General features: G+C 56.9%; 29 protein-coding genes and 1 pseudogene. All 30 read right to left on the bottom strand.

Annotated features, from left to right (window positions below; translation table 11 throughout):
* Positions 1-14: 14 nt before the first annotated feature.
* Positions 15-179, bottom strand: coding sequence for a hypothetical protein (locus NE584_RS00690; protein ID WP_256181330.1), 165 nt, complete (start codon positions 177-179; stop codon positions 15-17).
* A 20-nt stretch (positions 180-199) separates the two neighbouring features.
* A complete protein-coding gene (locus tag NE584_RS00685; protein ID WP_256181328.1) occupies positions 200-730 on the bottom strand; it encodes a phage tail assembly chaperone in 531 nt (176 codons plus the stop codon).
* Positions 731-793: 63 nt separating this feature from the next.
* Positions 794-1,210, bottom strand: coding sequence for a phage protein (locus tag NE584_RS00680; RefSeq protein ID WP_256181326.1), 417 nt, complete (start codon positions 1,208-1,210; stop codon positions 794-796).
* 17 nt (positions 1,211-1,227) lie between these two features.
* Complete coding sequence (locus tag NE584_RS00675; RefSeq protein WP_256181324.1) at positions 1,228-2,787, bottom strand: DUF3383 family protein; 1,560 nt, start codon at positions 2,785-2,787, stop codon at positions 1,228-1,230.
* Positions 2,784-3,527 (bottom strand): hypothetical protein, encoded by a 744-nt coding sequence (locus NE584_RS00670; RefSeq protein ID WP_256181323.1) that lies wholly within the window; start codon positions 3,525-3,527, stop codon positions 2,784-2,786. Before NE584_RS00670 ends, NE584_RS00675 begins: the two co-directional genes overlap by 4 nt.
* Positions 3,524-3,976, bottom strand: coding sequence for a hypothetical protein (locus tag NE584_RS00665; RefSeq protein ID WP_256181322.1), 453 nt, complete (start codon positions 3,974-3,976; stop codon positions 3,524-3,526). The genes NE584_RS00670 and NE584_RS00665 overlap by 4 nt, the downstream gene beginning before the upstream one ends.
* Positions 3,977-3,979: 3 nt before the next feature.
* Positions 3,980-4,435: a hypothetical protein gene (locus tag NE584_RS00660; protein WP_256181321.1), complete on the bottom strand. Its 456-nt coding sequence runs from the start codon at positions 4,433-4,435 to the stop codon at positions 3,980-3,982.
* A gap of 3 nt (positions 4,436-4,438) precedes the next feature.
* Entirely contained in the window at positions 4,439-4,834 is a 396-nt protein-coding gene (locus NE584_RS00655; RefSeq protein ID WP_256181320.1) for a DUF4054 domain-containing protein, read from the bottom strand.
* A gap of 15 nt (positions 4,835-4,849) precedes the next feature.
* The gene (locus NE584_RS00650; protein ID WP_256181319.1) at positions 4,850-5,098 is read right to left on the bottom strand and encodes a hypothetical protein; all 249 of its coding nucleotides are present in this window, start codon (positions 5,096-5,098) and stop codon (positions 4,850-4,852) included.
* A gap of 101 nt (positions 5,099-5,199) precedes the next feature.
* Complete coding sequence (locus NE584_RS00645; RefSeq protein WP_256181318.1) at positions 5,200-6,234, bottom strand: DUF2184 domain-containing protein; 1,035 nt, start codon at positions 6,232-6,234, stop codon at positions 5,200-5,202.
* A 23-nt stretch (positions 6,235-6,257) separates the two neighbouring features.
* Complete coding sequence (locus NE584_RS00640) at positions 6,258-6,911, bottom strand: hypothetical protein (protein WP_256181317.1); 654 nt, start codon at positions 6,909-6,911, stop codon at positions 6,258-6,260.
* Between the two features lies 1 nt (position 6,912).
* The gene (locus NE584_RS00635) at positions 6,913-7,887 is read right to left on the bottom strand and encodes a hypothetical protein (RefSeq protein WP_256181316.1); all 975 of its coding nucleotides are present in this window, start codon (positions 7,885-7,887) and stop codon (positions 6,913-6,915) included.
* 102 nt (positions 7,888-7,989) lie between these two features.
* Positions 7,990-8,457, bottom strand: a pseudogene (locus tag NE584_RS19795) (DUF2213 domain-containing protein); the annotation flags it as partial.
* A 64-nt stretch (positions 8,458-8,521) separates the two neighbouring features.
* The gene (locus tag NE584_RS00625) at positions 8,522-9,160 is read right to left on the bottom strand and encodes an AP2 domain-containing protein (protein ID WP_256181314.1); all 639 of its coding nucleotides are present in this window, start codon (positions 9,158-9,160) and stop codon (positions 8,522-8,524) included.
* Positions 9,161-9,282: 122 nt separating this feature from the next.
* Complete coding sequence (locus tag NE584_RS00620) at positions 9,283-9,600, bottom strand: hypothetical protein (protein WP_256181313.1); 318 nt, start codon at positions 9,598-9,600, stop codon at positions 9,283-9,285.
* A 130-nt stretch (positions 9,601-9,730) separates the two neighbouring features.
* Positions 9,731-9,904, bottom strand: a complete 174-nt coding sequence (locus NE584_RS00615) for a hypothetical protein (protein WP_256181311.1) — start codon at positions 9,902-9,904, stop codon at positions 9,731-9,733.
* A gap of 5 nt (positions 9,905-9,909) precedes the next feature.
* Positions 9,910-10,842, bottom strand: coding sequence for a minor capsid protein (locus NE584_RS19790; RefSeq protein ID WP_256181310.1), 933 nt, complete (start codon positions 10,840-10,842; stop codon positions 9,910-9,912).
* 54 nt (positions 10,843-10,896) lie between these two features.
* Entirely contained in the window at positions 10,897-11,253 is a 357-nt protein-coding gene (locus NE584_RS00605; protein WP_256181309.1) for a hypothetical protein, read from the bottom strand.
* A gap of 131 nt (positions 11,254-11,384) precedes the next feature.
* The gene (locus NE584_RS00600) at positions 11,385-14,747 is read right to left on the bottom strand and encodes a phage portal protein (protein ID WP_256181308.1); all 3,363 of its coding nucleotides are present in this window, start codon (positions 14,745-14,747) and stop codon (positions 11,385-11,387) included.
* 29 nt (positions 14,748-14,776) lie between these two features.
* Positions 14,777-16,171, bottom strand: coding sequence for a phage terminase large subunit (gene terL, locus NE584_RS00595; RefSeq protein ID WP_256181307.1), 1,395 nt, complete (start codon positions 16,169-16,171; stop codon positions 14,777-14,779).
* Positions 16,172-16,183: 12 nt separating this feature from the next.
* Positions 16,184-16,759, bottom strand: coding sequence for a hypothetical protein (locus NE584_RS00590; protein WP_256181306.1), 576 nt, complete (start codon positions 16,757-16,759; stop codon positions 16,184-16,186).
* 87 nt (positions 16,760-16,846) lie between these two features.
* Positions 16,847-17,077: a hypothetical protein gene (locus tag NE584_RS00585; protein ID WP_256181305.1), complete on the bottom strand. Its 231-nt coding sequence runs from the start codon at positions 17,075-17,077 to the stop codon at positions 16,847-16,849.
* On the bottom strand, positions 17,067-17,951 hold the full coding sequence (locus NE584_RS00580; protein ID WP_256181304.1) for a hypothetical protein: 885 nt from the start codon (positions 17,949-17,951) through the stop codon (positions 17,067-17,069). The genes NE584_RS00585 and NE584_RS00580 overlap by 11 nt, the downstream gene beginning before the upstream one ends.
* A gap of 179 nt (positions 17,952-18,130) precedes the next feature.
* The gene (locus NE584_RS00575; RefSeq protein WP_256181303.1) at positions 18,131-18,856 is read right to left on the bottom strand and encodes a hypothetical protein; all 726 of its coding nucleotides are present in this window, start codon (positions 18,854-18,856) and stop codon (positions 18,131-18,133) included.
* A complete protein-coding gene (locus tag NE584_RS00570) occupies positions 18,853-19,155 on the bottom strand; it encodes a nucleotide modification associated domain-containing protein (RefSeq protein WP_256181302.1) in 303 nt (100 codons plus the stop codon). Before NE584_RS00570 ends, NE584_RS00575 begins: the two co-directional genes overlap by 4 nt.
* Entirely contained in the window at positions 19,155-19,841 is a 687-nt protein-coding gene (locus NE584_RS00565; protein ID WP_256181300.1) for a WbqC family protein, read from the bottom strand. The genes NE584_RS00570 and NE584_RS00565 overlap by 1 nt, the downstream gene beginning before the upstream one ends.
* Positions 19,838-20,527 (bottom strand): PIG-L deacetylase family protein, encoded by a 690-nt coding sequence (locus NE584_RS00560; RefSeq protein WP_256181299.1) that lies wholly within the window; start codon positions 20,525-20,527, stop codon positions 19,838-19,840. The genes NE584_RS00565 and NE584_RS00560 overlap by 4 nt, the downstream gene beginning before the upstream one ends.
* 1 nt (position 20,528) lies before the next feature.
* Complete coding sequence (locus tag NE584_RS00555; protein ID WP_256181298.1) at positions 20,529-21,509, bottom strand: SDR family NAD(P)-dependent oxidoreductase; 981 nt, start codon at positions 21,507-21,509, stop codon at positions 20,529-20,531.
* Positions 21,506-22,705 carry a DegT/DnrJ/EryC1/StrS aminotransferase family protein gene (locus NE584_RS00550; RefSeq protein ID WP_256181297.1) on the bottom strand — a complete coding sequence of 400 codons (1,200 nt, stop codon included), beginning with the start codon at positions 22,703-22,705 and terminating at the stop codon, positions 21,506-21,508. The genes NE584_RS00555 and NE584_RS00550 overlap by 4 nt, the downstream gene beginning before the upstream one ends.
* Positions 22,702-23,331 carry a hypothetical protein gene (locus tag NE584_RS00545; protein WP_256181296.1) on the bottom strand — a complete coding sequence of 210 codons (630 nt, stop codon included), beginning with the start codon at positions 23,329-23,331 and terminating at the stop codon, positions 22,702-22,704. The genes NE584_RS00550 and NE584_RS00545 overlap by 4 nt, the downstream gene beginning before the upstream one ends.
* Between the last annotated feature and the right edge of the window lie 30 nt (positions 23,332-23,361).

The raw sequence follows: 23,361 nt of genomic DNA, 5'->3' as shown, positions 1-23,361 counted from the left end.
GTCACCTCTTTCGCTTATTTCTGATGATCCTGCTGCTTCAACTCCTCCGCCCTCCCCCTTTCGATATCCATATCCATGCAGTAGAGGGCGTACAGCTTCAGAGCTTCATCGAGGGTGTAGACCGTTTCAAGCTCCAGCTTCGATGCAATCCGGGCTTTGATGAGGATATACATTCTCATCTCCAGCTCCGTGAATTGGGTCAGGTCGAGGTCTCCCCATTTTTGGTACTCGGAGCCTGTTTCTGAAGAAGCTCCTTTAGGCTTCCAAATTGGGCTCCGATTTTCTTGAAAAAACCCTTGAAGTTCAGCCGGATCACCTCAAAGCAGAGGATATACAGGTCCTGCACGTCACCACAGAACACCTCGTTTGCGAGGTCGTAATTCAGGAGCTTCACTTCTCCATCCGTGGCCTCACATACGACCGAGATGTTTTTGTGGTCGATCAGGAGCTTCTTTGTCAGGCGCTCGAACTTGTCGCCGGAGATGCTGGAAAATGCGGAGGTCAGCGCCGGAAGGGCGTCCTCCACATCGACATCCATGATGTTCTTCGGCTTTTCGGAGGAGCCTTCCTCATTGGAGCCTCCGCCAACCAGGGCAGCAACGCCGCCCAGCAGCGGGGACAGGATAGCGGCGAGCTCGCCGCTGATATTCACGGCCGTGAAGGCCGGGAACGGCTTGATGTAGAAGGTGCTCTCACCGATTTGCTTTTCAGTGACTTCCATCTGTTTCATAATTCAATACCCCCTTATTGAATCGAGAGGGGCTGCCCAGGCGGGCAGCCCCTGCTCAGTGCTTTACTCGGTCAGGTTGCCGGAGCCGGTGTGCAGCTCCCACTCACGGTTGGTGGACTCCTTTCCGAATCCACGGGACGCCGGCTTGATGGGCCAGGCGGCGTCGGTACTGAAGACCATGCCGCCCTTCAAGTCCTTAATCAGGATCGGGAACATACCGTCGCCGGTCTGCCGGTCCTCGGCGAACCGCTCCTGAAGGAAGGAGTTCGTGTCGGAGGTCTGCAACACCGTGATCTTCACGATGTAGGTGTCGTCCGGGCTGATGCTGCGGACGATCTCCCCGTCGCACCCGACCTTTTTGGTCACGCCGTCGCCGTTGGGGTCGATGGTGATAAACGAGTCGTCTGCGTAGCCGGTGACAATGTGGTTGCCAAGGGCCATGGTGACCTCTTTCGGGTTATAGGTCTTGATCTTTCCCATTGCTCACTCCTCCTTTCTTACAGCTCATAGGTCAGGCTGCCGGACAGCTCCGCAAAGTGGATGGCGCCGGCCAGTCTGGCCTTAAAGGTGCATTTGGTCAGCCGGCGGGAGGCCCGCTCGGAGGCGGACAGGCTTGCCGCCAGAGGCACAGAGGTCGTGTACCCGGGGATGGAGTTGCCATCCTCATCGAACTCCTCCTCGGCGATGCCGCCGACATCCTGCCCAGCCTTCAGGGAGGCGAGCATCTGGTTCTGCACCAGGCCGATACCGCTGTCAGTGTAGGGCACCTTCGGGCGGGTGACAAACAGGTTCACCACCCGGACCTGCATATCGTTCTTCAGCCAATCCCGGAACCGGATAACGTCGGCCCATTCGCCGGCGACAACCTTGCCGTTCATGGTGATGTTCTTGTTGCCTACGGTGATGAAGTAATCCAGATTGGCGTCTGCCAGGGCCTTCATCTCGTTACTGGTCAGAGTGGAGGGGTACACGGCGGCCAGGGTCTTGAAGGCCGAGGTCTCGCTGCCGGATTCATAGTTGAGCCACTTCGCCACGGCCGCCACGTTCATGTAGAGGTTGGCGGGCGGGATATCCTCATCGGCCTGGCCGGTGCTCTCCCGGCCATAGATACCCTTGGTGCGGTAATAGACCGCACCGACGCTGGGCTGGTTCGCACCGTCCTCGCCGGCGCCGAAAAAGCCCGTCTCGGTGTAGCAGAACATCTTCTCCTGGGTCTCGATGTAGGCGGCGATGTCCTCGTACAGCGCGGGGTCAACGCCGGCGGTGCAGAGCACATACCAGCCGCTCATATCCAGGGCCCGGGCAATCGTGGTGGCCGGGGTCTCCAGGACCTTGTCGGGGGTGTCGATGGGAGCGTCATCCTCGGAGGCAGCGGTGGCCTGGGCGGCCGCTCCCCTTTTCCTGGTGTCGGGGTAGCTGACGGTCACGCCGTAGCTGACCGGCAGAGCACCCTCACGGCCGACGGAGACAACGAGGTTGATGTCCGGGCTCCCCTTCTCCATCGCCGCGATCTCGGCGAAGATGGGGAGCTTGGAGAGGTCCTCCAGGCCGGTGATGACCTCTCCGTCGATGGACACGGTGTAGCCCCTCGCGGTCAGCTCCTCGACGAGCTCCGTGTTGTTTATCCCGGAAATCGGCCCCTCCAGAACGATGTAGAGCCGCCGGGCGTTTTCATTGAAGGTAATCGTGCAGCCGGTGACGTTGCCGGCTGCTCCGATCTTGTCCTTGACGATCTCATTGGCTTCCTTGATCGTCTCAGCGGCCCCTTCCGCCTCCTTTGAGGGCTTCTGGACCGCAATATAGACCTGCGTGGGAGATGGACTCTGCGAGAAGGCCACGCGAGCGGCCACGCCGACCGGGTCTGCGCCATCTCCGCTGGTGACGAAGCCAGCGTCCTCCACCTCGGCGATGCTGGAGTAGACGCCCACATCCGGCGCCTGGCTCTCGCCCTTCGGAGCAGGTCCCATAATCAGCAGATTGTCAAAGCTGGTATCATCGACAATCGGGGTTGCGATGTCAATGTCAACGGTGGCAATCTGGTCATAGTTTTTGCTCATTGACTTTTATCCTCCTTGATCTCAACTTCGGTGAAGTAGCCGGTCTTCTGCTGCGCCAGCTCCTCAGACCCACCGCCGCTGGAGTTCTGCTCGAACTTTGGGACGATGATGTCATCGGCGTTTTGGCCGGCTCCGTTGAATTGGCCGCTGGAGCTTTCGGTATCTTCCGGTTCCTTCTCCGTGTAGGTGGGCGCTCCGGTATCCGGGTCAACCTCACCGGTGGAGTACTGGATGCTGCTCTCATCAAGAACAGCAGCATAGCCGACCGCCTTTTGGGTGAAATAAAACAGGACCGGCAGCCTAGAACGAAACTCGTAGTTGTTGTCGTTCACCAGACCAGTCAGGTCCTGTGCGTCACCATCGAAGGAGATTGCCACATCATGGGAGTGGCACCACTCAATGGCGTATTGGGAATTCAGGAAATCCGCAAAGGCGAGCATATCGTCCATAGCGGTGTTCTCGTAAGCAACCGTCTGCCCCGTTTCATCGTCTACGACAGGCAGCCCATTCGTAAACAGGTCCACCTGCATACTGATCCGGGACTGGTAGTAGCCCACCATCTCCCCGTTCACCTCTTTGTAAACAGGAGCGAGCGGGCGTTTCACATTCCCGGGGGTGATGGTGACGAGCGGGGTCTGTGGCTTCGCCACCCTGCTCTGCCGAGTAAAGGTGACCTCTGCTCCGGCAAAGTATTGAGCGGTCAGGGAGCAAAACAACTCCTTCGCTCGGGATACCCTCATGGCCCTTCACCTCCACCCTCCGGCGGCTCCTGTTCTTCCCCGCCCGGGACCTGCTCTGGAAAGACAGGATCTCCGACCGGCGGTTCCAAATCAATGGAGCCGGCGGCATCGCTGGGGACGAGCACAAACTGATAGTTCAAGTGTGACAGGATCGTGTGGTCCCAGACCTGCGAGGACACACATTCATACCAGTCGCCGTGGTAGTACAGCAGGTCTCCCTTCCGGTTCAGCTTTTCGTCGGCTACGACGAGGCCAGCCACGCCATGGGCTTCAAGCCGCTTTACCTTGCGCTGGCCTTCCGGGAGCGCCTGCATCTGGTCGGTACTGAGGGGATGGACATTCAGGCTGGCCCCGAAATCACTGTGCGTCGAAACAAGGTAGCCCTTGACATTCTTCTGCTCGCCGAATCTCCGGATCCAGTAGAGCTTGTTGAAAATCGTAATGTTCAAGGGCTATCCCCCTCTCCGCTTGATGACGAAATTGACCGACTGCCGCATGGTGCCGGTGTCAATCAGGGGCTGCTCGGAGCCTTTCTTCTGGATGGTGGATTCTGCGTTCGGGGCAAAATCGCCGTTGACGATCTCATCCTGGACCAGACCTTTTGCCATAGCCCCAAGCTGCTGAAGCGCCTGTTCGGCGCTGCCGCCGGAGTTGACGATGCGATTGGCTGCTTCACAGCCCGCCTTCAGTTCCGCTTCATGGTTCTCGAAGCTCTGCCGCATGAACGGCCGTTCCGGGGTATCCGAGGAGCCGAACTCGTTGTAGACGGCCACTTCCGCTATGCTGGTGCCGTCCTCATACTTCTGGTCGCCCTGGAAGCCAACCTGGACCTCCAGGTCTTGCAGCTTCTTCAGTTCCCGGAAGAACTTCCGGCCGGCGGGGGTCAGATCTGAAAACTGTCTTGCCATGGGCTATTCAACCTCGCTTTCCCCGCTGCAATGGATCGGCACAATGACCGACCTGCGGAGCTGGAGGAACTGGACGCCATAAACAGTCAGGCCGAGTTCGGCATCCGCTGCGAGGTTGGAACTCTGATTGGCTCCAAAGCTGACGCTGCTGCCGCCCTCAGACACGCTTCCAACAGCGAAGCCGATGCCGATAGTCCCGAGTTCTCCCAGCGGGTTTTCACCGAATCCGGCCATTTTCAGCTTGTGGCAGACGAGATAGGCAAGGCCCTGCTCGTACAGCTTGCCAAACTGCTTCCGGCTCACCATGGGGCGGACAATCTCCATCATCTTCTCGATAATGGCGTCATCCACGTTCTTGAACTCCCCGCCGGTAAGCCGGATGATCTCCATGGCCGTCATGGCACTCACCTCTTATCAGCCCTCCGCGCCGCTCGCGGGCGTAGTGCGCTTGAAGCTGCGCTTACCGGTCTTCGGTGCCTCGGCCTTATCACCGGAATCGTCGCCCTTCTTCTCGTTGTCCACGATCTTGATGTACTTCTTCACGGCGAATGCCTGAATGGCAGGCAGAGCGGCGACATCCTTGGACACGGTGATCTGGCTGTCAGGCATGAGGATTTCCGTTCCGATGTTGATAATCTTGCTGCCGATGTTCTTGATAATCATGGTGCAACCTCCTTAAAGTGAGGGCCGTCGGGTGCTCCCGACGGCCCTTTTTGTTTCCATAGTCCCCCCTTGTGATACCATCCGGTAACAAGAGGGCATAATTATGCCACGCCCACAGCAATCAGGCAGGACAGCGGGTAATACACGATCACACCGGCGGTCCGAGCCTCGCAGGGGATGACGGTCTCCAGGTTGCGGACCTGGAGGGGGTACTGGTAGAAGGGCATGGGGTTCTCCAGGGTCAGCTTGCGGGCGTCGTTGGTGAACAGGAAAGCCACGCCCTGTCCGCCGGTTGCCTTGGCGTAGGGGTTGGTGTCCACGCTGTCGGCATCCAGCTCGGGAGCAGAGATGATGTCCTTCAGATAGGGAGCGTGCTCCAGCAGGAACGCCTTGACGGTGGTGGAGGTATCGGGGATACGGCGGGTGCTGATGTCCATGTAGACATCGGCGGGGACACACAGGGTATCAGGACGCTCCACGTTCTTGGTCATCTTGGCGACCTGCTTCTGCATACCGTTCACGTCGTACAGGATCTCATCGGCGGTCTTCTCCAGCCAGGAGGTCTTGCTAGACTCGGAGCCAGCGCCGATAGTGTAGAGTGGGATGCTCTGCCCCTCGGACAGAACGCCCATCAGGCCAGACTCCTCATCACCACACCAGGCAATCTTGTTGGTCAGGTGGTCAATGGAGTACCGGGCAGATTCAGCCTTGCGGACATCCAGGGACTTACCGGCCAGGCGGGAGGCCCGCATCTCCTGAGCGGAGTAGCCGTAGCTGTCACCGATGGACTTCACCAGCGCAGTAGAGGGCTTGCCCTTCACATCGGCGCGGGGCAGGTCGGTGCTGTAATTGTCGATGATCTTGGCAAGGCCGCTCTTGTCGTAGGTGTAGTAGGTGATGGTCTCAGCGCCGGGGTCAGCCTCGGAGCTGATGGGGAACAGGTTCAGGGCTGTGAATTCGGGGTACTGGACATCGTAAGACTGAGCCTTGACGTGATCCAGCTCACGGGCGAAGAACATAGAGGCGTCCTCGGCGCTGTCGAAGCGGGTGCCGGGGGACGCCATGATAGCCGCCGGAATGGCGGAGTTCTTCAGCGCCCGCATTTCGGTGCTGTCATAGTGAGTGTGCTTTTTCATCTCAGTGCTTCCTCCTTCTCGCCTTATGCTCCGGCGCCGGTGTTGTCAGCGCCGGGCTTCCACTTGCTGTCGGCATCGCTGTACTTCAGGACCTGCCCGTCAGTGGCGGGGGTGCTGAGGTCAACATCGCTCAGGTCACCCAGCTTGGTAGCGCCGGCAGCAGAGCCACCAGAAGCATTGCCCCCAACGACGGGCTGACGCATCAGCTCAACAGGGGCGATGCCGTTGTCGATACCGCCGATGAAGCGACCGTTCACAGCAATGGTGGTGCCATCGTCCTCGGTGCTGGTGAAGCAGCCGGCCTCATCACCGTCGATGATGAGGTACAGGGGGTCACCATAGGCAGGCTCATCACCGGTCTCAACACGGACATAGATCCGACCGTAGCGCATGACGCCGATGCCGACGCCCTTGCGAACCGCCAGGTGGCCGTCCATGTCATACTCGGTGGTACGATTGTTGGTAGTCACGCCCTCAAACTTGTCGGCGGTAGCGCCGGATTCAGGGAGAGCGATGTTGACGCCAGGCTTGGAGCCCTGCACCACACCCATGCCGAACTTCATCACGCCGTTCTCCTCTTCGTTCAGGAAGGTGTCAACAGCATAGGGCGCCAAATCGACGATGCCGCCGGCGGCGCCAATAGGGGTTGCGTAACCGTAACGGGTCTGAGCACTCATCTTACTTATCCTCCTTCTTCTTGTTCTGCTGACGGTCGATCATGCGCTGCCGGGCCTTGATGGAGGAATCTCCATCATCGGCGGGGGCAGGCTGCCGGCCGTCCTGATTGAACATCTGCTTGATCTGGTACGAGGTGTCCTTCCGGTCCCGGGAGTTCACGTCCGCAACAGCGTAGTCGTAGGCGGCGTTGATGTACGCAGCACTCTTGCCATCCAGGCGCATACCGGGCCGAACAGCACGGATGACGGCCTTCTTGGCGGCCATGATGCCCATGTTCTCCAGGCCGTCCATGTTCAGAGCACGGCCAACGATGCCGAGCTGAATTCGCTGCCGGACGATCTGATCCACGGCATCCACATTCAGGACAGACTTGCCGACCTCGGAGGCATTGGTGGCGGGGATGTCATCATCATCGCCATCCGTGTTCTCCTCAGCGGGAGGCTCAACAGGGGTGCCCTCGTCATCACCGTTCTCCTTGGCCTTGGCAGGAACAGTAGCGGCGGGTGCGGGGGCGGCCCCTTCATCACCATCGCAGTTCTTCCCGTCAGTATCGCAGGCGGAATCAAAGTCGCGCTCCGCAAGCAGGGTGTCAATGATGTCGAACAGGATGTCCATATCGCCGTCCTGCTGGGCAATCACGCCCATGGCGGCCTCCTTGTCGGCAGGCTCCTCGCCCTCATCCCGGCGGTCCCGGCGGTCTTTGACCATCTGAACCTGATCGGCGATGTCGTCGCCATCAGCCTGACCGGAGGCGGCGATGACGGTGTCATCATCACCATCGGCCACGGCGGCAGCGCCCTCAGCGGGCTTGAGATCGGCCACGGGCACGGTGTCGTCCTCCTGGTCAGCCTGGGCCTTGGCGGCCAGGCGCTCGGCACGACGGGTCTTGTAGGCCGCAATGGCCTGAGCCAGATCCTCGGGGCTCATAACACCATCAGCCCGGCGAGCCTTTTTGGTCTTGGGGTTTGCACTCATACTCTTTGCTCCTTTCTTTTTTCGGTCACGGCTGTCAATATTCAGCCGTGCCTGCTCACCGGCCCTGGCCTCAAGGACAAGTGCCAAGTGATTGATAACGATGTTCCGCTGAACTGCATCATAGGGCTGCCCATTCCATTCGCCCGGGGTTTCGTCCAGATCCAAGTTGTAGCCGAGGGACAATTCCTTCAATCCGGCCAATTTCATCTCATCGGTGTCATGGATGATGATTTTGGCCCTTACCGATGCTCCATCTCTGAAGCCTTCGGACAAAATGGTGCCGACCGCATTTTCATGGACATTGTCCTTAGTAATGAGACCGGCGTCGTGTGTGATGCAAATTGGCTTCCCGCAATATGATGCAAGGCTTTCCGGTTTGAAAACCTCCTCCGGGAGCCGCAGTTCTCGCCTGATTGATCCGTCTGGATTCGTGTACTCAAAGATACCCGTCGAGGTCAAAATTGGGGTGTCCTCCAGATAACCTTCTGGCGTATATGTTGCTTTTACCAACGGGATACTATCCAGTCGGAGTACACGAGCAAGTTTAGGGGCATCTCTTATGGAACCCATATTCATCCTCCTCCCGGCAACAAAAAAGGGCACACTTTCGTGTACCCTTCATGCGGCCTCTCGGTCAAAAATATTTTTCCAGTATTTCAGTTAATCCTTCATCGCTGTAATAATACAAGGTCGTTCGCGGAATCCCGATGATTTCGCTCCATTCAGCTATGGTTTTCGTAATACCTCTTACGGTGATTTTCCTGTTCTTTGAGGTGTTGTTTTCTTGCATCTTGAGGCTGACCCATCTACAATTTTCGGGAGTATAATCTCCATCATTGTCAATGCGATCTATCGTCAAGTCCTCATGGTATCCATTTTCGTGGGCCCATTTGCTGAACGCTTCAAAACCAGTCTTTCCACTCCATTCTTTACACACCGAAATCCCACGTCCTCCGTACCTGGGGTACTTCTGATTTTTGGGATTATTGCATCGGGTGTTCATGTTCTTCCATATCCTGTGGAGCCGTGTTCCTGTTGCCCCATGGGTTCTTTTTGCCGCTCCGCTTTTAGCAAATTCGCGCTGGAGGCACCCGCAAGATTTTGACTGTCCTTTTCTAAGGCTTCCAGCGAGTACGTCCGCCTCATTGCCACACGCGCATTTACAGTGGTAGTGAGCCCTCTTTGCACCACTTGGCTCAATATAGTCATCGGTGCGATAGAGAACCGTCCATCTGCCAAATGTTTTTCCGGTCAGATCAATCAGTTTTCCCATGCCACTCACGCTCTCCTAGCTTTTATATATCGCACTTTAACTATAACATATTGCGGCTAAAGTGCAATATATTGCGGCATTTTATTACAGAAACACAGCTTTAGGCTCCTACTGGCGGTGCTTTATTCATCAGGCTCCTCCCCTACCGCACCTTCCTCGCCGTCCTTCTTGGCGTCGAGGTCGCCCGGGGCAAAGGCGCTACCATCACCTTCGTCGGTGTTGGCAGTCTCCTCCCCCACAGCCTCAGAGACAAGTTCAGTCAGTTTGAGCGTGAGCATCTGGATATGCTCCAGTTCATCCAGAAGCAGATTCTGGTAGGTATCGCCCAGATCTCCAATTCCCTGCTCGGTGTCCTGGACGCCCATAGCGAGACTGTCAATCTGTTCGCAGACTTTGACCATCTGCTGGCTCAAGCTGCTGATGGCGTAAGCGTTTTTCATGGCTTTCATCCCCTTCTATCGAATTTTTCTGCCCGGGAGGCCCTGTCGCCCGGTCGGGAGGGTCCCGGCTGTTCTTCAGCACATTCTCACTCATAGGTCATGTACCTTTCCTGAGCGTCGCGGCCTGCGGCTACTGCCCAAACCGATTGCGGCGGAAGGTACTCTTCCATCCAGCAAATTTGTCTCGCTCCACCACATCAGGCTCGCACTTTTTCCCGCAGCCCTTGTTGCTCCTCTTGCAGATGCAGATGGTCTTCCCATCCTGGATGTCGATATAGACCTTGATCTTTTCTTTCGTCTCCATTCCGGTCAGCCTTTCTTATCTGATTTCTGCATAGGGACATTGACGGTGTCATAGTCAAACACCGGGATTGCGACACAGCGGCAAAGGTAGTCCTCCCCAGGGTGGCAATGGCGGCCGGTGTAGACCCGGCCTGACTTCGTTTCGTACCACATCTCCGGCGGGTCATCCCAATCAAAGGTCTTCCCGTCCAATGCCCGGTGACAATCCCGCACCCGGCTATCCTTGGATGAGGACCACCGGTACTTGGTACAGCCAGCATCCTTTTGCTGGAGCTTCGAGAGTTGGGCGTTCAGGCTGCCCACCTGATCCCGGGCCAAAGCCTGGGCCTTACGGCGGGTCACCCCATACACCTGCTGGATCTCCTTCGAGATGTCGGTGACAGTACGGCCCTTTTTGAAGCCGTCCAGGATAATCTCACGCATGGAGCCAAGTGTTTCATTCGGGATGCTCTTGATCTTGCTGATGTTCTCATCTACCCAGCGGCGGAGGGCTTCTTCGTAGAAGTCGCCGTTGTAGTAGTCATCCATCAGGTCGATGCCGAGGGTATCCTTACAGACCCGCTTCCACTCCCGGAGTGAGTTGGTCTTGGTGAGCTTGGCGATCTTCTGGACGAGGCCATCCAGGCCGAAGGCGGCCAGCTTCTGCTCCAGCTCTTCAGCCACCTTCTGAAGCTCCTGCCTCACCTTATCCTCCAGATTCCGGGAGGCATCAAGGCGGGAATCATTCCGCTGCTCCCGCCGGTACTCATCCATGATGGCTGGCAGGTGCTCAACGAGGGATTTCTTCAGGAGCCGGATATAGCCATTCGTGACCCGCTTGAACTCCCGCTCCGCCGTCTCTGGGTAGTGCGGGACAGACCTGCTCTTGACGACCTTCCTGCCCCTGAATTTGGGCCTTACCGCCGCTTGGACGGCCAACTGGTGTTGTTTGTTGGTCACGGGCCTATACCCCCTTTCCCGGCCCTTTATGGAGGTTTGGCGGGGTATTCCGGCTTAGAGTGCCCCCGCCTCTTTCCAGGCGGAGTAGATCTTCGGACCCTGAATGGCAATCCAGTCCACCATTTCCTCATTCTTGGCCCACGGGCCTTCAACTTCAGAGGAACTACTTGCAAGCCCGCTTTCGTTGAAAAACGCATGGACGATCTCGTGCCGCAAGGTCTCTTTACGAGAGGCTTCGATGGTCTCGGGCGGCTCATGCTCCCAGCCTTTGCAGGTGTTCATGTCGCACAAAACGATCTGTTTGGTAAGGCCATCGCAGTAGCCCACGATCTTCAGGCGCTCAAACGCCTCGTCTTCGTCATATTTCTTTGTGGTCACCGTATATTCGGTGCCAAGCACATTTACTTTCATGTCTCCTCCTGCGAGGGCTCCTATGCCGCTGGGAGCCAGTCTAATGGGGTAGGTATTGCTGCGGATCATGGGAAACGCTGTATTCTGTTCTGCGGGTCTGGAAAAGTGCAGGAACAGCGCATCCGCCACAATCACGGATTTACGGATGCGGTTATGAACACCTGCCCGACCTGCTTTTTGCCGTTCTGGGTAAGGCTGAAATCTACCCTCTCTATTTTGTAGGACATACCCGGCTTGAAAGCGAGTTCGGTTTCGTAACTCATTGCTCCGCCGAAGATTGCCGCAGCAGAGCTTCTTCCACCTCCATACGCAGAGAGGTTCGTGATATCTACGGCCTTTGCGGTTTCGGGCACTTTGTAGATTATCTGAACTGGCAGTTTATCGAACCCTTCCAGGCTTGAATACAGCGAAGTGCTCGTCACGACAGGGCTTGTTACCTCTCTCCCTTCAAGGTCTTCCTTGAGCTTTTCGGCCGATGAGAAGTCGCCTCTAGCAACTTTGTTGAGCATCGTTTTCACTTTCGGGTTATCAGAGATGTGTGATAAATCCTGCTCTCCTCTGTACGCCAGAAGCGGAACACCGACTTCATGGTCAAGTGCCTCGGTTATTGCCTCTGCCGCTTTTTTGGCTTCTTCATCGTTCGTGCGTGTGCCGTTCAAATATTCGTTGACCCTCTGGTAGTTCACGCCATACTGTGATGTGTAACCATTTAGGGCACTTACCTGCTCTTTGGTCATTCCATCAATGGCGCTTCTGGTGGCTTCTTCAAACCTACTTTTTCCTTCCGGGTTAAGGTCTCTGTCGGTTCCAGAGTATTCCGAAATTTCTTCGTCGGTCAGAACGGAATTTTTGTTGAGGTTACTGTAAACAGGCGTTCCGTCAGTCTTTTTCAAGTACGCTTCCGGGATTTCCTCTTTGTTTTCGTGCAACTTGGGGTCTACCCCAGCCTCTTTGCAGGCCCTGATATATTCGTCCCTGCCCATAGTTCCAGCTCGGCTTCCAAAGTTGGCATAGTACGAAACATCAGAGTTTTCTCTGTATGATAACTCGGGGTCAAACACCTTGTAGGTGTCATATTCCTGGTCATACTCAACTTTCGCTCCGTCTTTTTCAAGCTGCTTTACAAATTCAGAGCGTTCCTCCGATTTTTGCTCATCGCTCATACCGAACCCCATGACATTGTCTTTCCGTTTGTTGATGAGCTCTTTTGTCTTGTCGGACTTTTTACTATACGGAACCGGATTCGAGCCTTTCGGAGCGGAGCCGCCCACTTTCCCAGGCACTCCTTCGTGCCCATGATTTCCAGAACCAGGGCCGCCATCCTCCTTCTCTGGGTCGCCCACAACGGCCTTTCCGACGCTGGAGACCAGATCGTCGTGCATCTCGCCCTCGTCGTCTCCGAAAAACAGAGCGGTGTCGATGCAGGTCTTCAGTATCTTCAGCCCATCGGCAAACGGCTGGAACATGGAGGCGGCCAGCTCATCCAGCTCCTCCATGGTGCGGAACCTCGCCCCGGACATCTCCAGATCGAGGCAGTTCGGTTCACCATCATAGTCGGTGCAGAGGTACAGGTGCGGCCGCAGGCCGGTATCCGGCTCATAGGGGCCGAGGCCGAGCGGGATCAGTTCCTTCGGACTGATGCCAAACTCCTCCTCAGTCTCCCGGAAGGCCGCCTGGGTCGGGGTCTCCCCTGGCTCCACATGGCCGCCCGGGCCACATACCAGGCCGTAACCGAAGTCGTTGTGGCGGGTGCCGGACAGGACCTTGCCGTCTGAGATCACCAGGACGCCCACGGATTCTTTAGGCCGGTTGATAATCCCATCTGCTCCATCGGTATTGTCTACGCCCTTCTCCGCCTTTTCGACAAGCTCTTCGGCGCTCATGTCCTCTGGCAGCTTCGTAGCCGCAGGGGCCGCAGCGGGGGCGTTGCCTCCCGTCTCCAGATCTGCATTGTGCTCTTCAACGCTGACATCCTGGACGTATTCGGCGAAGTTGCCCTCCTCAAAGATACTGGTGCCGGTTCCGGGTTGCACAGGTTGCCCCTGGGCATCAACAGGGTTTTCCGTTGCAATCTGCTCCGGGAACAGCTCGTCATCGTCGTATTCGTCCAGCATAGCCTCCACGTCGAACTCCTCGCTGTCAGCCAGCTTCTGGCGTACCTCGCTCGGGTCAATGGCCTGCATATTGACATAGATCTGGGCGGTCTGTGCCCGGGTGAACTTGGTCTGCTCCCGCTTCTGTTCAAGATCCGCCTGCTCCACATCGCTCAGAGACCAGAGCGGGTTGAACTTAATCTTGATCTTCGGGACCTCATCCACTTCACCGGTGGCGAGGCCGGCCTGGAAGATGATAGACAGCAAATAACGCAGGTTGCTCTTGAGCATCCTGCGCTGAATTCGTTCGACATAGTTGTAGTAGTTCTCCATGCTGGTGTCATCGGTGGAACTCATGCCTCCGACGGCCTGGCCGAATAGGATCGTCTGCGGGATATTGGACAACGCAGACAGCATATTGCAGGACGCACTCACCACATCATTGATGCCGCTGAACTGGAAGGTCTTGAAGTCATAATCCTCGCCCTCTGCGTCGATTACAAGGCTGTTCAGAAGCCCACGGGCCATATCAATAACCTGGAGGCGCCGCAACACCTTGCTCTCCCCCTCTTCTGTGGCAAGTTCCGCAGCGAGGTTCTGCATCTTATAGATAGGCTGAACAGAGCGGTCAAGCATTTTAGGGGCGCTCCTGTGGGCCACCTCAGCGTCCCGGATGGCCCGGTGCAGGCGAATGTATTCTGGTACGCCCCAGAGCTGGTAGATGGAATTCGTGGTGTTCTCGGGCAAGATACCGTTTTGAAAAACGAGGCACCTGCTGTCATGGACTGTAAAGCTCCCGTACTTGCTGAAGATCTGGTAATACTCCGGCAAGCCGAGGCGGCTGCCACGGGTGCTGAACGGGTCCCTGGGGTCGTAGTTAAACAGCGTCGTGTAGTCCGGCTGGATGACTGAGCGGTCGAATACCCGAATGTCGTCGATAGACTGGATATGCCGCCAGTCGAGCGGTTCATCCAGGCCACGGCCGTCATTGATGAGCATGACCGCCAGAGATCCACCGAAGAGACGTGCCCATTTGATGGCGGTCATGGCGGTCTCTTCCCAATCCAGCTCATCCAGGGCCTCAGTGTAAAAATCCTCTACCGCCTGATCCGATACATCTTTCAGCTCAAAACCATGCTTTATGGCTTCCTCTGCCGGCGTGTCGATGATTTTAGCAAACAGACCGTTCCCCTCATAGTACATGGTCAGCAGCTCGTCGGGAACAGCGTCTTCCGGGACGAACTTGTACTGCTCAGACGCATCCTTCTGCGTACCATACCGGGTCATCATGTTCACATAGCCATCAGCACGGTACGGCCGCACCGCCTTGCCAGCCTGTTTCTGAATCAGATCGGCATATCTAGCAATGCGGTCAAGCTGCGTGATCTTGTGCTTTTCCAATGCGCTTGCACCTCTTTCCGGTATCGTAATCAAATCAGGCTGCTGACATCAAAGGCGCTGGCCTCGATCTCCGCAAAGCCGTTGGCGGATGCGTCCACCATATCCTTGAACTTCCCATCCGGGAAATTCTCCAGTTGCAACAGGTACTCTTCATTCCAAGGGCCATAGACCAGGTCGAAATTGCCGGCCTGCCATTGGGCTGCCATAGGCTCCGCTCTGGCTTCCTTGCTGCCGGTTTCGGCCACAGTCTTCACATCGAAACCGGCCAGGTACTTAACGTAGGATTCCGCCTGTTCCTTGCCCGCTTGCCCGGGGTCCTTCGGGAGCCTGATGCGGACCCGCTTGTAGGCGGCCCGGTCGGCCTGGGCGGTGAGCTTGATGGTCTTTCGCACATCTGAGGCGGACATCTGCCGATTGATGACATCCGCTATTACATAGCGGCCATTCTTCCGCTTTCCAATGAGGACACCGGCGGTATAGGCCGGGTCTCCATCCTCGGTCTTCTCCGTAGCTGCCAAGTCCCAGCAGCGTACCCATCTGATGACATCGCCCGGAACTTTGTCCAGGATTTCTCCAATTTGGGTTCGCTTGAAAAACAGGCCGGCGGCCGCCTTGATCTTCCAGTTGCCGTTCAAGAGCCGTTCTCGCTCAATGACTGACAAGGCTTTCAGGTTTGCAAGGTATCCGGGGTTCACCCGGAGCAATTCCTGATTGTCGCTCAGTTTCGAGGCGATGAACGTGACCGAGCGGGGTTCCTGCCGCTCTTCCTCAGTCTGGAGGTTGAACTGCTCCCACAGCTCTTGCCGGGTGTTTGCCCAATACAGAGTCTCATTCCGACGAATGAACCAGCGGATTTTCCCGCTGCGCTCCGGTATCGGGTATCCGGTGTTTGGGTCAATCCACCACTCGATGAACTTCGCCACCCAGCTATCCGCATCTGGGTTACAGGTGGCCCGGACAAACGGGGTCACGCCGCAGGTGGAGCGGTTACGGGAAAGCATATAGAAGAAGGTCTTTTCGGAGAAGTGGGTTAGCTCGTCAAAGCCAATCTCGCAGATCTGGGAGCCCTGCCACTTGTGGACATCTTCATCTCGCTCAATGTGGGCAAAGGTCACCTTGGAAACGATGTTCCCATCCTTGTCCCTGAACCACCACTGGCCCCTTGCAAACTTCGGGTCCGCTCCACGGACGCCCCGGTAAATCTGTATAGATTCATCCCAAAGGCCGCCCTGAGCAAAAATCTGATTGAAATTGCGGCGGAAGATGGTGCAGCCAAAGCCGGAAACATTCTTGTAGCGGAGCGGTGACAGCAGCAGGCCGAATGATTTCCCGCCGCCGGCAGCCCCACCGTATATGCAGATAGACGCCGGTGTCGCCATGAACATTGTCTGAGGGCCTTCCTGCGGCTTCAGGATCAGTGACATCCAATCACCGCCTTACTGCTCAGACGACGCTTTATCGGTCTCCCCGGTATCCGGTTTGCCTGCCTCTTCCTTCATCTCGCAGCTCTCCTCCGAGGCGATCTGCGGCATATAGATGACGACATCGTTGTTGCCGTCCTCATCGCTCATGTTCACCGATGCGCTCATGCCCTCCGGGTTTGCACCCAGGGCAGCGACCTTGGCATCCAGTTCGACTTCCCGGCGCCGGTCGGCCGCAATGCTCTCGCGCTCCTTGCGGTTCTCCTCCGGTTCATACCCGGCCATCCGCATCAGTGTCGTGTAGGCATCAATGTTGCCGCCCATTGCCATAGTGAACAGCCGCGCCTGAAGGGCGGCCATGTTGGTCTGCTCATTGGCCGGAAAGCCAAGTTCCTTCAGGTTATCGGCAATCTTTCCTTTTGCGGCTAGGTCAAGCAGGTATCTGACGGCCGATTTGGCGTCCCTTTTCGCTCGTCTGGACTCCCCTGACTTCACCCCGCCAGCCCGCCCGCGCTTCTTAGCTTCCTCACTGGTTATGTCTCCCTTTTTGTAGGGCTTCAAATTGGCGTCCTGTTTCGGGTTTCGAGCCATCAGATCTCACCTTCTTTCTGCATAAAAATAGCCCCTCGCACAAAGGCGTAGAGGCCATTTTAAGGGCTTAGTTTTCTGGGGGTGGAGTTATATGCCGTAGAGCCTTTGCACAGTCTCCACGCCCTTTTGCGCAATTTCCGAGGGGTCTTTCCCAATGGATTGATAAAAGGCCCCATGGATCATGCACTCGTACCCTCGGCGCATATCGTCGGAGTCCTCTTTCGAGATCCCAAGGCGGAAGTCCTTGGCGATACGAAGCGCAGCTTTGAAGTCGCCGGCAGCCACCAGGCGCCGGACCGTATCACTCTTACGCTCCATACTTCTCCTCCGGTTTCCGCTTCCCGTCATCAAACGGGAACTGGTAACGGTTCGGGTTGTGTTTCTGGAGGCAGATGTTGATGTCCCGGTTCCAGGTGCAGTCGTCGAACAGGTTCTCCTCCAGCGGGGTCAGGATCTTCTGGTCATTCTGGATAGCGTGGACTGCATCACGCCGGAGTTGGTACTTCCCGTATGAGGTGTGCCAATTATACGCCCACTCCGGGAACAGGCCATTCACCCGCTGGCACTCCTCCACCGGTTTCGGGACCGGGATCGTATCCGGGTCAAGCAGATGGAAGAAATCCATCCCCTCCCACCCCAGGACCCCCTCCCGGGGTTCCTTTTCCGTCCACATCAGCACGATTGCCTTTGCAACGAAGATGGTCTCCTCCGAGGGCTTGCTGACCATGTCGTTCGCCCGGTTCAGGGCCACGACCTCATCCAACAGATGCGGGTAGAATACCTCTGCCGTCTGGGTCAGCATCTTCCAGAACTCCTTGCGGTTCTTTTTGAAAAGCTCCGCCGCCAGCCGGCCGGCCTTTACGACCTCCCGCTTGCGAATTGCCCGGTGCAGCTCTTTCGCCAGCTCATCCTTTGTCATCCCGGTCGGTTCCGGGCAGAACATCAGATTGCAGACGAAGTAATCTGCGTCCCGGTTCTTTTTCGCCGCGCACATCAGAGCGAGTGCCTGGGTCAGAGCCTTTTCGTCTCCGATTTCCGAGAGCGCCACGATCTCCTTTGTGATGACTCCAAAGCAATCCTCGGCAGAAATGACAAGGAACCGCTTCCGCAGGTACGGCGTGTACCCAGGAAACAGTTCCCATGCGCAATGACCGGCCAGCTCATAGTCTCCCTTTCGGATTGAGTTCTGCATGACGGACGTAACCTCCCAGAAACTGCGATTCGTCCGTGTCAGCATCTGAAATGCCAAATTTATCATCCTTTCAGCCTTTTTCAAGGCCAAATCTTAACATTTTTGGCCTTTACTATATCTTAACTGATACCGGCTAAAAGTCAATGGAAATGCAGATATTTGCGAAAATTTTTCAAAATCTACCGTTTCACATTGATGTGGGGCACATTCGTCTTCATGTTGTAGGAAAAATACTTCCCCCATTTGGACTTCATCAGATTGATGCTGGCGACCTGGTCCCCCCTCTTCTTCCCGGAGGCCCCCCCTTCATTGGTATCGGTCAGGCCCTTCGAGCAGAAGTATTTGGGCTTCAGAATCACCCGGTTCACAAGAAGCTCCTGGAGTACGAGGTCCAGGTCGTAGTTGTACTCCAGCTCTTTATGACATTTCGCTTTGAAAACCGGCCGGTTGACCCACCGGACCGCCCCGGCGCACCCCTTGAAAGAGAACTCACAGTCATAGTTCCATGGGCGGATGGTGGCGTCTGTGGCCCCGAATCCTATCTTCAGGTCAGACATGAGCTGCCCGATCCGCTCCAGCTCCGCCGTGACGACCTCGGGGGCCTCTAGGGACACCGTTTCATACATCCGGTAGTAGAAGTGGTGAATATCGTCGTCCAGGATGGCGATGACATCCTCCGGGGCATTGTCGATGAGCCACTGGTTCACTTCGGTCAGGCCGCAGATCAGCTCATCCTCCACGGCCCACACCTTGATATGGTCCTCCACATCCCGCAGGGCCTCCCGGTATTCCGCCTCCTCGCTTGCCCGGACGATGTACGTTCCGTACTGGAGGAAGCGGTGAGCCGTGCAGGTATTTGCCCGCTTATAGCTGGGGATATAGATGCCGAAGGTAGGCTCGCTCACGCTCCCCCACCCCCGGCCTCATCCATCTCAAGCACCGTCATAATGGCGTAGTTGGCAAGATCCAGCAGGGTGTCCCGCATGGATTCATCCGTAACCAGCTGCTGGTCGCTATCCGAGCAATCGAGCCTGGACAGGGTCTTGAACCGGCTGAGTTTGTCGCTCAGTCTGATTCTCACCATTGCAAGCCCCTCCTCCATGAAGGTGGCGTGGAAGCTGTCACCGTAGTCGTGGTTCTTCCGCTCATAGAGGGCGTTCAGGCCCTTGCAGATCTCCATGTGCTTTGCAACCTTGTTCTCCATCAAATCCACCCCCTTGGAAGTTCATATCCGCAGTTGAAAATGTAGTCCAGCACAGACAGGTTCGGGATGAACTCCCCGTAGAGCTGCTGGTACTGGACCGGCTCGTAGTCGGTGTAAATCAGGTCAATGCCGTGAAGCATATACTCATACGGCTCGTGGTAGTTCGCAGCTCCTCGGCCGCTCAGGTAGGTATCCGCTCCGGTTTCCTCGCACATCTGGAAGATGCGTTCATCCTTGTGTCCCTGGATACCCAGGGCGGAGGCCCGCAGGATCGCCAGAGGCTTGATACCGAACCTGTCCAAGATATGGAGGATGAGATTTTCGTTCATCTCAGTGAGCCAGGAGTTTCCGGGGCCGGAGAAGAACTGCATGATCTCCAGCAGCTCCGCCCCTTCCCCGTAGTGGGGGGCCGCCTTGCGGTAGTGCTGCTCAATCGTCTTCACCGCCCGCCCGATGCCATGGCCGGGGTCAGCAATCTCGACCCGGCAGAGCGGCGTGTCGTGGTGTGCATGGACCGGTATGGTCAGCTTCTGGGCGCCCGCCGGGGTCTTGATCCGGTTCCAGTTGTGCATACCGCTTTTGGAAAACTGGACATCATCGGACAGGACCAGCACATCGCTACGGGCCACCTTGTAGAAGAAGCCCATGTAGGGCAGGAAATCGGGCTGGTGCGAGGTCAGGATCATAGGTTTCCCCTCCTGAACACACATTCAAACGCCTCGGCCAGCGGATACCCTGCCTGTGCGCCCCGGAGAACAGGGAGCGCATACAGCGCCTTTGTGGACCGGGGGTGCGGGACCGGTCGGATCACGTTCTCATAGACAGCCAGGGCATCAACCTTAGCGTCTACCGCCTCCGGGGATACCTCGACGAAGGTGTTCGGCTTGAACCGATCCTCCGACGGGTTCAAAGCCCAATCCGTGGAGGACTGAACCTCCATCAGATACAGAGCCTCGACCGGATGGTACTCACCCCTACCCCGCTGCCACAGCCGGAACGCCTCCATGCAGGAGGCTGCCGTCCAGTAGTGGTCGGTGTTGATGTCCCCGGGGTGCTGCGTAAAGATGATGTCCGGTTGAAAATCGCGGATAACGCCCTCGATGTCCTGTACCATCTGCCGGTGATCTGCGTTATGGAAGTTGCTGTCGGTGTAGTAGAACAGGTCCCGGCGGATGCCACCCCCCAGGACGGCGTGGCTTCTCTCCAGGTCATTCACGATCCTGGTCTCATCATCCTGATACCGGGTGGTGTCGCAGTTGTTCAAGACGGCCACAGCCACCTTGTCGCCTCGGCGAATGGCGTCGTAGATGAAAGCGCCGGCGCCCAGGACTTCATCGTCAGGGTGAGCCACCACAAACAGATGTTTCTTCATGTCAGCTCACACCTCCTTCAAATACGCTCTCAATCAGCCGGAGCACCGCTGGCTCATCCATTCGCTCGGCCAAATCGGACCGATACGGTACATCCAGCTTTTTGACGCCCTTCCGGTCTCGGGACACTACCATGTAGTCCCCCTTGACCGTAGCGATCTCCGCCTCCTCCTCGGTGAGCAGAGCTTCGTGCATCTTCTCCCCGGGGCGAATCCCGATCTGCACGACCGGGTAGTCCGCCGACAGGTGCATATATTCGCAGACTGCCTTCGCCAGATCCCCAGTCGTACAGGCGGCCGACCGCTTCACCAGCAGCTCACCGTTCCGGCCAACAGCAAATGCCTGCCGGACCAGAGCCACGGCCTCCTTCACTGTCATCATAAACCGGGTCATAGCCGGGTCTGTAATGGTGATGGGCATACCGTTCTGCACCTGTTCAATGAACAGTGGCACAGCGGAGCCCCGGGAGGCTACCAGATTACCGAACCGAGTCACGCAGATTTCCGTGCCGCTCTGCTGCTCGGCCTTCTGGAAAGCCAGCTTCTCCATGTAGGCTTTCGTCATGCCCATGGCCGAGGTGGGGTACACCGCTTTGTCAGTTGATAAACAGACCACCTTCTGCACTCGCTTCTGGATGGCCGCCAGCAGCAGGTTCTCGCTGCCGTTGATGTTGGTCTTCACCGCTTCCATGGGGAAGTTCTCGCAGGACGGGACCTGCTTCATAGCAGCAGCGTGAAAAACGAAATCGACCCCATACATGGCGGCGTCGATAGATCTCTTGTCCCGGATGTCCCCCAGGAAGAACCGGACATTGCGGTTCTCCCGGTATCTCTGGGCCATATCATACTGCTTTTTCTCATCCCTGCTGAAGATGCGGATCTTATCCGCCCCGGCAGCCAGGCACTCATCCAAGAAAGCGTTCCCGAAGGTCCCTGTCCCGCCGGTAATCAGAACGGTGGCTCCCTGCAAAGTCGTGATATTCATAGGGCCTTCACCGCCCTCTCGACCGCAGCGCAGACCCGCTCCACGTCATCCACAGTCATGTGCGTGTGGTACGGAAGCGTAATCAGGTTCTTGTAGGTGTCGTAGGCAACCGGGTAGTCCTGAATGTCAAATCCCTCCCGGATATAGGCCGTGAACATCGGGAGCGGCTTGTAGTGGACGTTGCAGCAGATCCCATCATCGAGCAGGCTCGCAAACACCCGGTTCCGTTCATTCTCGCCTGCCTCTGGAATACGGATGGGGAACAGGTGCATGGAGCTGGTGTAGTCCTTTCCAAAGTGCTGAAGAGCCGCCTCCACACTGCCGGGCAGATTCAAATAATAGAGCTTTGTCAGGGCCTCCCTGGCGGAGTAAAGCTCCTTCATTCGGTCAAGCTGTCCAAGGCCGGCCGCAGCATCCACATCGGTCATAATGTGGTTGTAGCCGAACAGGGCTATGTCGTACTCCCACTCCCGGCCGTGGATGCCGGAGATATTCTTTCCTGTCTGCCCATGGTCCCCAAGGAGGGCCAGGCGCCGCTCCAGCAGGTCGTTGTCGATGTTATCAAAGTCACGCCAAACAACCGCTCCGCCCTCTCCCCCGGTGGTGATGGGCTTCAGGACATGGAAGCTGAAGCAGGTGAAATCGGCCACGCACCCAACAGGATAGCCTTCGTAGCTGGCGCCGAAGCTGTGGGCGGCGTCAGCCACAACGGCGACCCTGCCTATGCTTTTTTGTAGAGGCGTAGAGGGGTGATATAGGCTGGCTTTGCTGGAAATCGCTTGAAACAGGTCTCCGTACCGGCACGGGACCCCACCGTAGTCAACTGGTATGACCGCCTTGGTCCGCTCGGTGATGAGCTCCGGCAGCTTGCCGTAGTCCATCTCAAAGGTCCCGGGCTTCAGATCGCAGAACACAATCTTTGCGCCCACGTTCCGAATGACCTCAGCGGTGGCTGAGTAGGTGTAGGGGGTAGTGATAACCTCATCCCCAGGGCCAATGCCCAGCGCCCGCAGGCTCATCTCCATGGCGGCAGTGCAGCTATCATAGCAGACGGCATGGTCGGTGCCGCTTTGGTTGGCGACCTCCATGGCAAAGGCGGCCACCTTCGGCCCGCCGGTGAGCCAACCGCTTTTCAGCGTGGATTCCACCTTCAGGATCTCGGCGGAGGTAATATCAGGCTTTGCAAACTGAATCATTCCTCTGCCTCCCCGCTTCCGTCCAGTTCTTCCGCTTCCTCTTTGCTCAGGATGCGGCCCTTGTAGTCATCATACCAGATGGCCCGGCCCTTGATCTTCCGGCTCTTGGCTACCTTGACCTGGCCGCCTTCGATGCCGAGCTTCCGAACGAGGTCGTTGTAATCCAGCTCATTCCGGCAGGCGATCAGGACATAGTCATACTGCTCGTAGTGGATAGGCTCCATCTCCTTGATGGTCCGATCCTCAACGGGCTTCGGGGGCTTCTCCAGATCCAACTTGAAGCTGCCCATCAGGTCAGCCGTCCAGTCTCCCAGCTCGTCAAGATCCCACTCTCCGGCGTGACTGTTCAGCTTGATATTGATATACTTCAGCTCCGCCACCGTATAGCCGATGAGCATTTTGCACTCAACCATCATGTTCGGGTCTTTCTTCTGGAAAATGGTCACCCGTTGATTTCCGCCGATGACCTGGTCCTTATCGTTGATGACGATGATGTCAAAGTCGCCGTATTTGTCCAGGGACTCCTCCAAATCCTCCCGCTTCTGCTTCTTGATCTTACGGGGGTTGCCGAAGTCCAGTTTCAGGTCGCCGACACGGCGCTGCACCATTTCGATGCGCTTTTCCATTTCCTGTACCTCCAGTCAGCAAATAAAAAA

Source organism: Clostridium sp. DFI.5.61 (genome assembly GCF_024462915.1).
Classification (GTDB): domain Bacteria; phylum Bacillota; class Clostridia; order Oscillospirales; family Oscillospiraceae; genus Lawsonibacter; species Lawsonibacter asaccharolyticus.
Note: the sequence above shows the minus strand (reverse complement) of the source record. Positions and strands in the feature narration are given on the sequence as shown.